Origin of the sequence: Defluviimonas salinarum (assembly GCF_026013545.1) — a bacterium.
In the GTDB taxonomy this organism is placed as follows: domain Bacteria; phylum Pseudomonadota; class Alphaproteobacteria; order Rhodobacterales; family Rhodobacteraceae; genus Albidovulum; species Albidovulum salinarum.
Genome location: NZ_JAPDOG010000026.1, coordinates 1 through 13,211 on the forward strand (window position 1 = coordinate 1; position 13,211 = coordinate 13,211).

The 13,211-nt window shown below is 64.4% G+C and carries 14 protein-coding genes; 10 read left to right on the forward strand and 4 right to left on the reverse strand.

Annotation, left to right across the window (positions count from 1 at the left end; all coding sequences use genetic code 11):
* Positions 1 to 201 precede the first annotated feature (201 nt).
* The gene (locus OM960_RS20130) at positions 202 to 588 is read right to left on the reverse strand and encodes a YybH family protein (RefSeq protein ID WP_264773217.1); all 387 of its coding nucleotides are present in this window, start codon (positions 586 to 588) and stop codon (positions 202 to 204) included.
* A 144-nt stretch (positions 589 to 732) separates the two neighbouring features.
* Between OM960_RS20130 and OM960_RS20135 the strand changes: the two genes are divergently transcribed.
* A complete protein-coding gene (locus OM960_RS20135; RefSeq protein ID WP_264773218.1) occupies positions 733 to 1,416 on the forward strand; it encodes a winged helix-turn-helix transcriptional regulator in 684 nt (227 codons plus the stop codon).
* A 68-nt stretch (positions 1,417 to 1,484) separates the two neighbouring features.
* Here the strand turns inward: OM960_RS20135 and OM960_RS20140 are convergent, their stop codons facing one another.
* The 3 genes from OM960_RS20140 to OM960_RS20150 form a co-directional block, all read right to left on the reverse strand.
* Complete coding sequence (locus OM960_RS20140) at positions 1,485 to 2,342, reverse strand: discoidin domain-containing protein (RefSeq protein ID WP_264773219.1); 858 nt, start codon at positions 2,340 to 2,342, stop codon at positions 1,485 to 1,487.
* Between the two features lie 75 nt (positions 2,343 to 2,417).
* Positions 2,418 to 3,044 carry a hypothetical protein gene (locus OM960_RS20145; protein WP_264773220.1) on the reverse strand — a complete coding sequence of 209 codons (627 nt, stop codon included), beginning with the start codon at positions 3,042 to 3,044 and terminating at the stop codon, positions 2,418 to 2,420.
* A 457-nt stretch (positions 3,045 to 3,501) separates the two neighbouring features.
* A complete protein-coding gene (locus OM960_RS20150) occupies positions 3,502 to 4,395 on the reverse strand; it encodes a LysR family transcriptional regulator (protein WP_264773221.1) in 894 nt (297 codons plus the stop codon).
* A gap of 148 nt (positions 4,396 to 4,543) precedes the next feature.
* Here OM960_RS20150 and dctP point away from each other — a divergent pair, with 148 nt between their 5' ends.
* The 9 genes from dctP (at position 4,544) to OM960_RS20195 (ending at position 13,204) form a co-directional block, all read left to right on the forward strand.
* Positions 4,544 to 5,554: a TRAP transporter substrate-binding protein DctP gene (gene dctP / locus OM960_RS20155; RefSeq protein ID WP_264773222.1), complete on the forward strand. Its 1,011-nt coding sequence runs from the start codon at positions 4,544 to 4,546 to the stop codon at positions 5,552 to 5,554.
* A gap of 61 nt (positions 5,555 to 5,615) precedes the next feature.
* Positions 5,616 to 6,230, forward strand: coding sequence for a TRAP transporter small permease (locus tag OM960_RS20160; RefSeq protein ID WP_264773223.1), 615 nt, complete (start codon positions 5,616 to 5,618; stop codon positions 6,228 to 6,230).
* Positions 6,231 to 6,233: 3 nt separating this feature from the next.
* Positions 6,234 to 7,514, forward strand: a complete 1,281-nt coding sequence (locus OM960_RS20165; protein ID WP_264773224.1) for a TRAP transporter large permease — start codon at positions 6,234 to 6,236, stop codon at positions 7,512 to 7,514.
* Between the two features lie 30 nt (positions 7,515 to 7,544).
* Complete coding sequence (speB, locus tag OM960_RS20170) at positions 7,545 to 8,528, forward strand: agmatinase (RefSeq protein WP_264773225.1); 984 nt, start codon at positions 7,545 to 7,547, stop codon at positions 8,526 to 8,528.
* 401 nt (positions 8,529 to 8,929) lie between these two features.
* The gene (locus OM960_RS20175) at positions 8,930 to 9,430 is read left to right on the forward strand and encodes an NADH-quinone oxidoreductase subunit J (protein ID WP_264773226.1); all 501 of its coding nucleotides are present in this window, start codon (positions 8,930 to 8,932) and stop codon (positions 9,428 to 9,430) included.
* Positions 9,430 to 9,732 carry an NADH-quinone oxidoreductase subunit NuoK gene (nuoK, locus tag OM960_RS20180; protein ID WP_264773227.1) on the forward strand — a complete coding sequence of 101 codons (303 nt, stop codon included), beginning with the start codon at positions 9,430 to 9,432 and terminating at the stop codon, positions 9,730 to 9,732. Before OM960_RS20175 ends, nuoK begins: the two co-directional genes overlap by 1 nt.
* Before the next feature lie 4 nt (positions 9,733 to 9,736).
* The gene (locus OM960_RS20185) at positions 9,737 to 11,200 is read left to right on the forward strand and encodes a monovalent cation/H+ antiporter subunit D family protein (protein ID WP_264773228.1); all 1,464 of its coding nucleotides are present in this window, start codon (positions 9,737 to 9,739) and stop codon (positions 11,198 to 11,200) included.
* Positions 11,197 to 11,451: a hypothetical protein gene (locus tag OM960_RS20190; RefSeq protein ID WP_264773229.1), complete on the forward strand. Its 255-nt coding sequence runs from the start codon at positions 11,197 to 11,199 to the stop codon at positions 11,449 to 11,451. The genes OM960_RS20185 and OM960_RS20190 overlap by 4 nt, the downstream gene beginning before the upstream one ends.
* A complete protein-coding gene (locus tag OM960_RS20195) occupies positions 11,444 to 13,204 on the forward strand; it encodes a Na(+)/H(+) antiporter subunit D (protein ID WP_264773230.1) in 1,761 nt (586 codons plus the stop codon). Before OM960_RS20190 ends, OM960_RS20195 begins: the two co-directional genes overlap by 8 nt.
* Positions 13,205 to 13,211: the final 7 nt, after the last annotated feature.

Sequence of the window (13,211 nt, forward strand, 5' to 3'; positions counted from 1 at the left end):
GCGACCACACAGTGCTCTGGGCTACCGTCCGCCGGCTCCTGAAACCATCGTCCCGATAGACCAAAGGCCGATCATGCACTAACACTCAAAACGGACCACTCAGGTGGGGCGGGGCAGGTGCTACGCTTTGCCGCAAACGCGTGCCAAGGAGGGCCGCGCGCGCTACGGAATCGTCTGTGTGGCTGAAGAATATCTACCAGATCATCTCAGGTTCCACATCTGCCGCTTGATCAGCCAGTCTCCTGACGGCTGACGTTCCAGAAGCCAGGCTTTGGTCGCCCTGAACGACCTGATCTCGCCGGTGCCATGCGCGACGGTCTTCACTGCCGCCTCAGCGAAGCCAAAAACGCGGTTGTCGGCGAGGTGGAGCGCGTCTATCGGGTGCGAGTTGCATGTAAACCGGGCCTTGTCATAGTCTGCCTGCTCTCCGCGAGCGATCTCGTCCGGGCCGCGTTCCGGTTCGGACCCTGGCGGAACACGGATCGCGTCAGCGCAGAACAGCTGCCGGTAGGCGGCGGAGTCATTGGCGGTGACGGCCGAACTGTAGCGCTCGCACATGGTCTCGACGATTTCCATAGCATCGATCATTCTTCGTCCTCCGTAAGAGTGTAGACGAAAGATCACTCGCCGGCCCCCGCCCGACCAGTCACGAGATTGTAGTGCCGCCGGTACACTTTGTGGACTGGCTGCCTGGCGTATTCGCGGGTACCTTTGGCAGACGGAGGACCGGAAATGGCGGAAAAGAGCTACAGCCTGTTCTGTCCGCTTGCCATGGCTTGCGAGATCATCGAGCCGCGCTGGACATTGTTGATCTTGGCAGAGATGTGGGACGGCTCGACCCGCTTCAACGAGATCCGGCGCGGTGTTCCTGGTATCTCGCCGACGCTCCTGTCGCGACGGTTGAAGGAAATGGAGGCCAACGGCCTCGTCGAGCGCATCGAAGATCGAGCTAAGGCTACGGTCGACTACGTCCGCACGCCTTTGGCGACCGAACTCGAAGATGCAATGACGTGTCTGGGCGACTGGGCCTATCGCAATATCCGGGCGTCCGTCGTGCTCGGAGAGCCCAATCCCGATTATCTGATGTGGCAGCTGCGTCGCACGATTGACCCCGTGCAGCTTCCCCGCCGACGGATTGTGATCCGGTTCCATTTCACCGATCTGACGGAGGAGGTGGCGAGTTACTGGATGGTGGCCAAGCCCGGCGTGGATGTAGATCTGTGCATGTCAGATCCGGGATTCGAGGTTGATCTCTTCATCGAGGCCGAGGTCAAGGCACTGACCTCGGCGTGGATGGGATACTCAGCACTTGAAACCGAAATCGCCAATGATCGCATTTACGTCAGTGGCGATCCCATCCTGATACGGTCGGTCGATCGGTGGCTTGGGTTATGTCCCTACGCGGAAGCCGGGTGACCCCTTCAAGGTCGCAGCGGCCGGCACAAACGCTTACGGTCAGAGTCCGTCAAAGGTTCGGACAAACGTTAACGTGGAAACACGCTGAACTCAACAAGTCCGGTATTTCCACCCGTGCTTTCAACCACGTCTAGGCGGAGGGTTCTAGTTTCGGTGAGCAGTGGAAATCGGTGTGCTTCCTTCGTATCCGGAAGTACGAAGGGACCATGTTTGTGATCTGCATCGTCAGTCAACGTGAAGCTGGCAATTCGCGACGTGCCGTCGGCCATGGAGCGCGACCAGATCGCCACCTCGCCTATGCGAGCCGTTTTGCTTAACTCGATCTCGATAAACGCCCCGTCGCCGTCGCCGTTCGAGGACCACGCGGTAGCGCGGTTGCCGTCAATCGCAGCGTTTGCACCCCATGCTCCGTCATTCGCCGCGCCGCCGAAGTTGCTGCTGACTGAACGGATCCGCGCGCCTTCCGAAAGGTCGGCCAGATTCGGTTGCGCAGCGGCCTGTTGCAGCGTTCTGAAGCTGCGCACATCGCCGACATAGAGTTTTCCATCGTGCCCAGTGCCCTGGACACGATAGAAATACTCGGTGTCCGGCGTTAGACCCGATAAGACCGGATGGTGATCGCTGTGCGCGCCGCCATTCATGTCATCGTCAACCGCAATGCGCCCAAAGTCGGGGCTCTCCCCGAAGACAACGGAACACGCCAAAGGCTGCGAGGAACGGAACACAATGATCGCCTCGATCGCGGTTACCTCGCTTACCTCGGGCAATGCGCCGCCGGCGACCTCGTCGATGGAATACGCCGAGATCATAATTGAAGCAGCCCACGCGGGCAGGGCGAACGCCCCGACCAAGAGCATCGCGGGCAACATCGATCGCATCGGTTCAGATTTTCTCTTCATGTCAGGTGAGCGTTTAACCTTCGTCATCGGGACGGAAGCGTCGGCATCCGCCCCGTTTTCATTGTGCCCGTCCGCTCCGCATCGGAAGTAACCCGCTATGCCTCACATCGTTGGCTTGAAAACCGTGAACTGCAGGTCTTCGCAGGGCGCGTTCGGCCAGTTTTCGTCGCAGCCACCGGCAAATGAGTTGACGGCCGCATTCTGTTCGTCAGGTGCGACCTTGCCGTGTGTGCGGATTACCGAGTGAACTTCCGCCTTATGCGGATCTAGCAAACCCGGCCCGCCTAGTGCCTCCGTCGTGTCTCCCACCGGTAGGTGGCCGCGGAAGTTGGCCATACCGCCCTCGGGTATGATGAGGCCATCGGCGCGCAGAACTGATATTTTGGCTGCTTCCCACGCCTCAGGATTGATCGGAACGGATCCGTCCTGGCTGTCTGCGATATTGCCATCTGCGTCCATCATCAGCACATCGTTCTCGCCGCACTCGTCGTCCGAGCACATCGAGGGTTCGTTGAACACGACCCACCACATGGTCACAGCGTGGCCCGGCGCCAACTCGTGTGTATCCACCGACAAGTAGACGCCGTTGTCCATCCGTGTAAGCGTGCCCTTGGCTCCATCCACAACGGACAAGTCTGAGAACCGATGTACGGTAGTTTCTTGGGTTTCTTGGCTCATGTCGCCAGCGAAAGCCGCTCCGAATGCCAGTGCAGCGATCGGAAGCAGCATTGATGTCGTCGTTGCCGATTTCATAATTGTGACCCCCACTTCATATCGGATTGCCAAAGCTGCCCGATCGGGCCCCAAGGGCGAAGTATATCACGCGCGCTCGATGCTCGGCCCAATCTCACGGACTTGTGAGAAAATAGCGAGTTCGGAGCAAGTCGTTCCGATAGTGACCATATGCGCACCTCTCGGATCGCATCCACCCGCGCCATGCCTCGCCCGACGAGCACCTCAACCTGCCGCAGCTTCGTAACGATCTCTTCCGGCTTGTGTCGCTTGTTGCCCATTACTGATCCTCCGTTTCCTAACCATAGCGGTGGACCAATTCAGATGGGGAGGCTCAATGCGGCAGACCGGGATCGACATGAACCTCAAGTACAAGGAAACCTCGACCGGCGGGCTCGCGGTCAACCTGCCGGAATGCTGAGGATCCGGCCCCGGCGGCGCGCCGCCGGCCCGGTCAGGACAGGCAGTGGATCAGGTCGTCGACGAACTGCCGGGCGACCATGGGCAGGTCGGGCTGCATCCGGCAGGCGATGTAGAACTGCGAGCGCCAGCCGAGCCCGGGCAGGCTCAGCGCCCGCATCTCGCCGCGTTCCACCCATTTCCGGGCGAAGTGGACCGGCAGGAACCCGAGGAACGACCCGCTGCGGATGAGCACCACCTGCGCCTCCATATTGGAAACCATCGCGGTCGCGACGGGATCCGGCAGCGCGGCCAGTTCGCTCCTTTGCAGATAGGGCCGCAGGGTCATCGGATAGGCGGCGATCGCCGCAAGCGTTAGCTCGTCGGGATCGGCGGAGAAGAGCGGGTGCCCCCGGCCGCAGTAGAGGACATGTTCCTCGACATAGACCGGCGTGTAGCTGATGTTCGGCTGCCGGCTGGGAAAGGGGCCGATGGCGACATGGGTGTCGCCGGTCCGCAGGCCCTTGCCCAGAAGTTCGGGAGTGCCGACGTCGAGGCTCAGCCGGACCTGATGCTCGCGGGAAAAGAACCGGTGGATGGCCTCGTGGACCGGCAGGTCCGGATTGTCGGCCTCGCTGTCGACGATTCCGACCCTCAGATGGCCCGTCAGGATCTTCCGCAGCGCACCGAGATTGGCTTCGCAATCGTCCACCGAAACAAGCATGCGCTTTGCCTCGCGGTAGACCTCCTCGCCCTTCTCGGTCAGGGCGAAGCCGGCGCGTCCGCGCTGGCAGAGGCTGAACCCCAGAGCGGTTTCGAGATCACGCATATGGGTCGAGATCACCGTCTGCCCGGCGCCGATGATCTCCTGCGCCCCGCCGTATCCGCCGTGTTCCACGACGGCGCAGAACGTCCGCAGGTTCCGCAATGTGTAGTCGCTGACGCGCATCGGTTCCGCCTTCGATCCGCAAGTTACTTCAAAAAACATGAAGTGAACAACTCAAACTTATGATTTTTGGCGGCTTACCGAGCTGCAACAAGGGGGCGGGCGCCAATCGTCGAGGAGCGAATCCGGCGTCAAACGTGGAGGAACCCCTATGAAAACTGGAACTTTCAGAACGTCGGCGCTCGCCGGTGTCATCGGCATGATGCTGGCCGGCATCGCCGGGGCCGAGGAATGGAAATTCGCGATCGAAGAGATCCCCGGCTCGATCATGGACAGCTACGCGCAGGAATTCAAAAGCCGCGTCGAGTCCGCGACCGGCGGCGAGGTCACCGTGACGATCTACCCGCTCGGCGCGCTCGGCTCTCCGACGGAGGTGGCCGAACAGACCGCCGACGGCGTGGTCCAGCTCTCCAACCTTTCGATCGGCAATCTCGGCACGATCGTGCCGGAGAGCCAGATCTTTCTCGCCCCCTACATCCTGCCGAGCGACAGCGCGACGCTCAACGAGGTGCTGGCGACGAGCCCGACCATCCACGGCGAGCTGGCCGAGGATTTCGCGGCCAAGGGGCTGAGGCTCGGCGCGCTGTACAGCGAGGGGCCGCAGGTCTGGACGACCCGCAAGGAGATCCGTGCGCCCGACGATCTGTCGAACTTCAAGATGCGGGTGATGGTGTCGCCGCTCCTGCTGAAGGCGTACGAGGATCTCGGCGCCAGCCCGACGCCGGTGCCCTTCGGCGAGGTCTACGGCGCGCTGCAGCTCGGTCAGGTTGACGGCCAGGTCAATCCGGTCCCGACGATCGAGGAGATGAAGTTCTACGAGGTGACCGATTACCTGATCTGGGCCGGCGAGCAGGACCTGATCACGGCCGTGATGGCCAGCGACGACTGGTACCAGACGCTTCCGGCGGACCGTCAGGCGCTGATCGACCAGACCTTCGCCGAGTTGAACGACTTCATCCCGCCGGTTGTCGAGGCCTTCAACAAGGAGCGGCTGGACAGGATCAAGGCGGCAAAGCCGGGTATCCAGACGATCGAGCTCACCGAAGCGGAGCGCGCCGTGTTCCGCGAGCGGTCGCTAGCCACCCAGGCGGCCGTGGGCGAGATCGTGGGGGCGCGCGGCGCGGAACTCCTGACTGCGCTCCAGGCCGAAATCGGCGGGTGAAGATCCTCCCCCCGGCGGCGTCAGGCCGGCGGGGGGTGTTCCTGTCCGGGAGGAGGATGTCATGGAACAGCGAGTACACGAAAACCGCGGCGCGCTGGTGCGCCTCGACGACGCCGTCGCGTGGGCCGAGGCCGCGGTCGTCGGACTCTCGATGGTGGTGATGGCCGTCAACACGATCGCCAATGTGCTTGGGCGCTACGTCTTCGCCCACAGCATCTACTTTTCCGAGGAACTGAACGAGATCCTGATGGTCACGGTGACCTTCGTGGGTCTTGGATACGTGACCCGCAAGGGCCGCCATATCCGCATGTCCGCGGTCTATGACATGGTGCCCGCCGGCTTGCGCCGGTGGCTCATGGTCGTCATCGCGGTGTCGACCGCCGCCGCCATGTTCCTGCTGGCCTGGCACGCCTTCGAATACGTGCAGAAGGTCGCCGCGCGGGGCCGTCTGACGCCGTCCATGCAGATCCCGCTCTGGATCGGCTATGTCGGCGTCGTGGCCGGCTTTCTCCTGTCCGGGGTGCAGTTCGCCCTGGCGGCCTGGGCGAATGTCGCGAACCGGACCGCTGTGTGGATCGCGCTGCGCGAAACGGACGATTACGAGGACCCCGAGCTTGCCGAACTCCTCGCCCATCACGCCACCGACGGTTCCGCCGAGCCGAACGCAGGAGCCTGATCCATGACCCTCATGATGCTGACCGTCATGTGCCTGCTGCTGATCGCAGGCTACCCGATGATGATGCCGCTGCTCGGCGCCACCCTTCTCGCCTTCCTCGTCTATTTCCCCGATCTTTCCCTGCAGCAGGTCGTGCAGCAGATGATCGGCGGGGTGAAGCCTTCCGCGCTGGTCGCGGTGCCTATGTTTATCCTTGCGGCCGACATCATCACGCGCGGCCATTCCGCTGACCGGCTGGTCGATCTGGTGATGCGCTTCATGGGCCATGTCCGGGGCGGGCTGGCGATTTCCGTGACCTCCGCCTGCGCTCTGTTCGGCGCGGTCTGCGGCTCGACCCAGGCGACGGTCGTCGCCATCGGCGGGCCGATGCGGCCGCGCATGCTGCGCGCGGGCTACCGCGACGATTTCGCCATCGGGCTGATCGTGAACGCCGCCGACCTCGCCTATCTGATCCCTCCCTCGATCGGCATGATCGTTTATGGCGTTCTCTCGGGCACCTCGATCTCGGAACTCTTCATCGCCGGAATCGGGCCGGGCCTGGTGGTGGTGGCGCTGTTCTCGGCCTGGTGCTGGGTCGTGGCCTGGAAACAGGAGATCCCGGTCCTGCCGCGCGCCACCTGGGCGGAGCGCCTTGCCGCGGTGCGCGGCGCGGTCTGGCCGCTCGGCTTTCCGGTGCTCGTCGTCGGGGGCATCTATGGCGGCATCTTCAGCCCGACGGAGGCGGCGGCGGTCTGCGTTCTTTACGCGCTGGTCCTCGAACTCGTCTGCTTCCGGTCCATCGGCCTCAGGGATGTCTGGGACATCGCGCTCTCGACCGGCGTCATGACCTCGATCGTGTTCATCCTGATCGCGGCGGGTTCGGCGTTTTCCTGGATCATTTCCTACGCCCAGGTTCCGCAGGCCATCATCGCGGCCGTGGGACTGGACGGGGCCGGGCCGGTCAAGGTGCTGATTGCCGTGAACATCGCCTTCTTTCTCGGCTGCATGTTCGTCGACTCGATCGTCGTCATGCTGATCCTCGTGCCGCTCTTCGCCCCGCTCGTCGCGAGCGCCGGGCTGGATCCGGTGCTGATCGGGGTGATCATCACGATGCAGGTCGCCATCGGTGCCGCCACGCCGCCCTTCGGCTGCAACCTCTTCACCGCGGTCGCCGTGTTTCGCCGGCCGTTCCTCGAGGTGATCCGCGGCGTGCCGCCCTTCCTCCTGATCCTGCTCGCCGTGGCGGTTCTGGTCATGGTTTTCCCGCCGATCGCCCTCGGCCTGCGTGACCTCGCCTTCCGTTGACCCATTGACCCTTTTACAAGGAGTGACGACATGAACGACGCAAAGACCGAAACCCACGGCTACGCGACCGGCCGCCTGAACCTGCCCTTCGTCGGCATTTCCACCTTCGGCAAGCGGCCCTATGTCGAGGACTGGTCCAGGATCGACGCCGATGTCGCGGTCCTGGGCGCGCCCTTCGATTTCGGCACCCAGTTCCGGTCCGGCGCCCGCTTCGGACCGCGCGCGGTGCGCGAGGCCTCGACGCTGTTCAGCTTCGGCCATGCCGGCGCCTACGACCATGAGGACGACTGCACCTACCTGCCGGCCGCCGTGCGGATCGTGGACCTCGGCGACGCCGACATCGTGCATACCGACACCGTCAGGAGCCACGCCAACATCAAGGCCGGCGTGAACGCGATCCTGGACGCCGGGGCCTTCCCGGTCGTCATCGGGGGCGACCACTCGGTCAACATCCCCTGCATTGACGCCTTCGAGGGGCGCGGCGACATCCACATCCTGCAGATCGACGCCCATCTGGACTTCGTCGACGAGCGCCACGGCGTCCGCTATGGCCACGGCAATCCGATGCGCCGCGCCGCCGAGAAGCCCTATGTGACCGGGCTCACCCAGGTCGGCATCCGCAATGTCTCCTCCACCGCGAAGGAGGGGTACGAGGATGCCCGCCGGATGGGGTCGGATATTCTCTCGGTGCGGCAGATGCGGGCGCTGGGAGCCAAGGCGGTGATCGACCGCATCCCGGCCGGTGCCCGCGTCTATGTCACGCTCGACATCGACGGGTTCTGTCCCTCGATCGCGCCGGGCACGGGCACGCCCAGCCACGGCGGCTTCCTCTACTACGAGGTGCTGGAGATGCTGCAGGCGCTCGCCCGGCGCAACGAGGTCGTCGGCATCGATCTGGTCGAGGTCGCGCCGGACTACGATCCGACCGGCGGCACCTCGATTCTCGCGGCGCAGATCCTGCTGAATTTCCTGGGCTTCGTGTTCGAGGCGCGCGGGCGCAAGCCGGCCGCCTGACCTGCCGCGCCGTCGGCCCGTCGAAGCTACGGCAGCCGGATCGGGCATTCGCGCCGCGACCGCGTTGCAACCCTCGATGCAAGCGGTGGTGACGAACCCTTGCGGCGCAGGTCCAGCCGTCAGCGGCGGACGCGCCGGTATTGAGCGGAGCCGTATCGCCTAACGCACTTGCCCCGGACGGATCTCCTCCTCGTCCGGGGCTTTCCCTTGCGCGGTGACGCCTCGTGATGCGGGCAAGGGCATGTTGCTGCGCAGCCCGGCGGCCGTGGCGCCAACTCGGTAAAATCTTGAGAAAATTCCGAAACTGGGGCACAATTTACGCACGCATCTGAGGTGGCTAGTCACATTGTTTCCGGCCATCGCGCGCCGCTTCGCAGGTCACTTCAGAAGGATCGGCATCGATGGAGCAGGGGTTTTTTCTCGTCTTCGCTGCCGCGGCCGTGATCACGGCCCTGATCATGGTGTTGACGCATAATCCCGTGCATAGCGCGCTGGCGCTGATGGCGTGTTTCCTGCAGATCTCGGCGATCTTCGTGCTGCTCGCGGCGCCGCTTCTCGCGGTGATCCAGATCTTCGTCTATGTCGGCGCGATCATGGTCCTCTTCGTCTTCGTGATCATGATGATCGACGTGCGCGAGGCGGTGCTGCAGCGCTTCGTTCCGGGCGGCAGCCTGCCGGCGCTGGTGCTGCTCGTCCTCCTCGGCGTCGAGATGCTGGCGCTGGTGATCATGTCGGACCGGTTCTCGGTCGCGGCGCCCGCGACCTCCCGCACCGCGGGCAATATCCGGGAGCTCGGCACGACGCTCTTTGCCGACTATCTGCTGCCGTTCGAGGTGGCCTCGGTGATCCTTCTCGTGGCGCTCGTCGGCGCCATCGTGCTGGCGCGGAAGGAGGCGGACTGATGGTGCCGCTTTCCTGGTATGTCGTCCTTGGCGTCTTGCTCTTCGTGATCGGGGCGGCGGGGGTGCTGCTGAGGCGCAACATCCTTGTCGTGCTGATGTCGCTCGAGCTGCTGCTCAACTCGGTCAACATCAACTTCATTGCCTTCGGGGCGTTCCACGACGATTTCCGCGGCCGGATCTTCGCGATCTTCGTCATCGCGATCACCGCGGCGGAGGTCGCCATCGCCCTCGGCATCCTGGTCGCTCTTGTGAGGAACAAGGCCACCCTCAAGGTCGACGAGGTCACCATGTTGAAAGGATAGCGGTTTGGACCCGGTTGTCTCGATCCGGCCGCTTCTGGCCATCGCGGTCGCCCTCTTGGCGGCGGTGCTGGTGCTTCTCCTGAATGACCGCGAAAGATTGCGCGACCTGGTCTCGCCCGTCGCGGCGGTCGTGATGTTCGCGATCGTCGTCTCGATGGCGCCGGTCGTCCTGGCGGGCGGCGTGGTGGAACTGCGGTTGTTCGAGATCCTGCCCGGCATCGACTTCGCCTTCCGGGTCGATCCGCTCGGCATGGTCTTCGCGACCGTCGCGTCGCTTCTGTGGATCCTCGCGGCGATCTATTCAATCGGCTACATGCGGAGTCTGAACGAACACGCCCAGACCCGCTTCTTCGCCTGTTTCGCCACAAGCCTCGCGGCCGCCGCGGGCGGCGCCTTCGCCGCCAATCTCTTCACGCTGGTGATCTTCTACGAGATCCTGAGCCTCGTCACCTACCCGCTCGTCTATCACCACGAGGACGAGGAGGCCTGGGCCGGCAGCCGCAAGTATCTCGTCTACCTCATGGGCGCGTCGAAGAGTTTCCTTCTGGCGGCGCTGGCGCTGACGTATCACCTCGCGGGGTCGCTCGATTTCGTGCCGGGCGGGCTTCTGGCGGAGAGCGCCGCGGCGCCGGCGCTGCTGACGGTGGTCTATTTCTGCTACCTCTTCGGCTTCGCCAAGGCCGCGGTGATGCCGATCCATGCCTGGCTGCCCGCCGCGATGGTCGCCCCGACGCCGGTGAGCGCGCTGCTCCATGCGGTGGCCGTCGTCAAGATGGGCGTCTTCTGCGTCCTGCGCGTCGTCTTCCACGTCTTCGGCGCGGGGCTGATGGAGGGACTCGGGCTTGGCCTCGCGACGGCCTATCTCGTCTCGTTTACGATCCTGATGGCCTCGGTCTATGCGCTGACGCGGGACGATCTTAAGGCGCGGCTTGCCTATTCGACGGTGAGCCAGCTGTCCTACATCGTGCTCGGCGCGGTGCTGCTGTCGCCGGTGGCGATGGTGGGCGGCATCCTCCATATCGCGGCGCACGCATTCTCGAAGATCACGCTCTTCTTCTGCGCGGGCTCGATCCTCTGCGCCTCCGGCAAGCGGAAGATCAGCGAGATGGGCGGGATCGGGCGCAAACTGCCCTGGACGATGGGGGCGTTCTTCGTCGCCTCGCTCTCCATGATCGGTGTGCCGCCAAGTGCCGGGTTCGTCAGCAAATGGTATCTGGCGCTCGGGTCGATGGAGGCCGGCGAGGTCACCTTCCTGATCGTGCTGCTCCTCAGTTCGGTGCTGAACGCCGCCTATTTCCTGCCCGTGAGCTACGTGGCCTTCTTCGGGGCCGAGCCGCAGGACAGCCCGGCCCCGGTCCGCGAGGTTCCGATGGTTGCGGTGCCCTTGGTGGCGACCGCCGTCCTGTCGGTGCTGATGGGCATTCTGCCGGGCTATTTCCTGGCGCTCGCGGAAGGGGTCGTCCGATGATCAGGCGCATTGTCGATTTCTTCGGAGACGCGAAACACGCCCGCAGCCGGCGGCGGCTCTTCTATGCCACGCTGGGTGCGATCGTCATCGCCGATTTCCTCGTCTATCGCGGCCATGCCGACTACATCTGGGAACGCATGCCGGGCTGGCCCGCGGCCTACGGGTTCGGCTCCTGCGTGCTTCTGATCTTCGTCTCCAAGTTCCTCGGCCACCGGGGCGGGCTGATGCGGCGCGAGGATTACTATGACTGATTTCGTGCATCCCTCGCTGCTGTTCCTCCTCGGTGCCCTGCCGGTCCCGTTCCTGAAGGGCACGCTCCGCAAGGCTTGGCTCGTGCTGATTCCTGTGCTGGCGATCCTCGCGGTCCAGACGATAGAGCCAGGCAGCTACGGCGCCGCGCGCTTCGTCCGGCAGGAGATCCTGGTGGCGAAAGCCGACCGGCTCAGCATCCTCTTCGCCACGGTCTTCACGATCATGGCGCTGATCGGCACCATCTATGCCCTGCATCTGGAGCGCCCCGGCCAGCATGTCGCGGCCTTCGCCTATGTCGGCAGCGCGCTCGGCGTGGTCTTTGCCGGGGATTACCTGACGCTGTTCCTGTTCTGGGAGGGGATGGCCTTCGCCTCCGCCTATCTGATCTTCGCTCAGGGCGGCGACAAGGCGATCGGCGCGGGGTTCCGCTACCTGATGGTGCATGTCACCGGCGGGGTGGCGCTTCTCGGCGGGGTCATCCTCTACGGGCTCGCCAGGGGATCGGTGCTGTTCGGCCCGATCGGCGAGGATATGGGCGTGGCCGGGTACCTGATCCTCGCGGGCTTTATCCTCAACGCCGCCGTGCCGCCCCTGAACGCATGGCTGACCGACGCCTATCCCGAGGCCACCGTCACCGGCGCGGTGTTCATGAGCGCCTTCACCACCAAGACCGCGGTCTACGTGCTCGCCCGCGCCTTTCCGGGGACGGAACTGCTGGTCTGGCTCGGAACGGCGATGGCGCTCTACGGCGTCGTCTACGCGGTGCTGGAAAACGACTGCCGCCGGCTTCTCGCCTATCACATCGTGAGCCAGGTAGGCTACATGGTGGCCGGCATCGGCATCGGCACCGAGATGGCGCTGAACGGCGCCACGAGCCACGCCTTCGCCCATATCCTCTACAAGGCGCTTCTCTTCATGGGCGCCGGCGCGGTGATCCATGTCACCGGGCGGCGCAAGCTGACCGAGCTTGGCGGGCTCTACCGGACCATGCCGCTGACGGTGGCGCTCTACATGATCGGCGCCTTCGCGATCTCGGCCTTCCCGTTCTTCTCGGGCTTCGTCACGAAGTCGATGGTCGTGGCGGCGGCCGGCGAGGATCATCGGGCCTGGGTGATGCTGGCCCTGACGATGGCCTCGTCGGGCACGTTCCTCCATACCGGGCTGAAGCTGCCCTATTACATGTTCTTCGGGAAGGATCAGGGGCTGCGACCGCCGGAGCCGCCGAAGAACATGCTGCTCGCGATGTCGATCGCGGCGGTCCTCTGCGTGGCGATCGGCGTCTATCCCGACCCGCTCTATGCGCTCCTGCCCCATGCGGTCGATTTCGTCCCCTATACCGGCGCCCATGTCACCGAGAGCCTCGGCATCCTGATGTTCACGGCGCTTGGCTTCGTCCTCTTCCTCCGCGCGCTCGATCCCGAGGATACGATCAGCCTCGACACCGACTGGGTCTACCGTCGGGCCGCGCGCGGCTTCATGTGGCTCGCCGAACGCCCGCTCGCGCGCTACGAGGCCGCCGTGAGCGACGTGACCGAGACCACGGCGCTGCCCGCCTTGCACAAGACGGCGCAGGCCGGGCTGAGGGCCGATCTCGGCGGCATCGACGCCATCGTCAACGGTGTCGCCCGGACGATCCTGCGCGGCGGCGCACGGCTGAGACGGGTTCAGAGCGGGCTCGTGACGCACTATGCGCTGGCGATGGTGGCGGGCGTGATCGCCGCGATCGCGGTCTTCGCCGTGGTCTGGCGGTAGGGGGGGC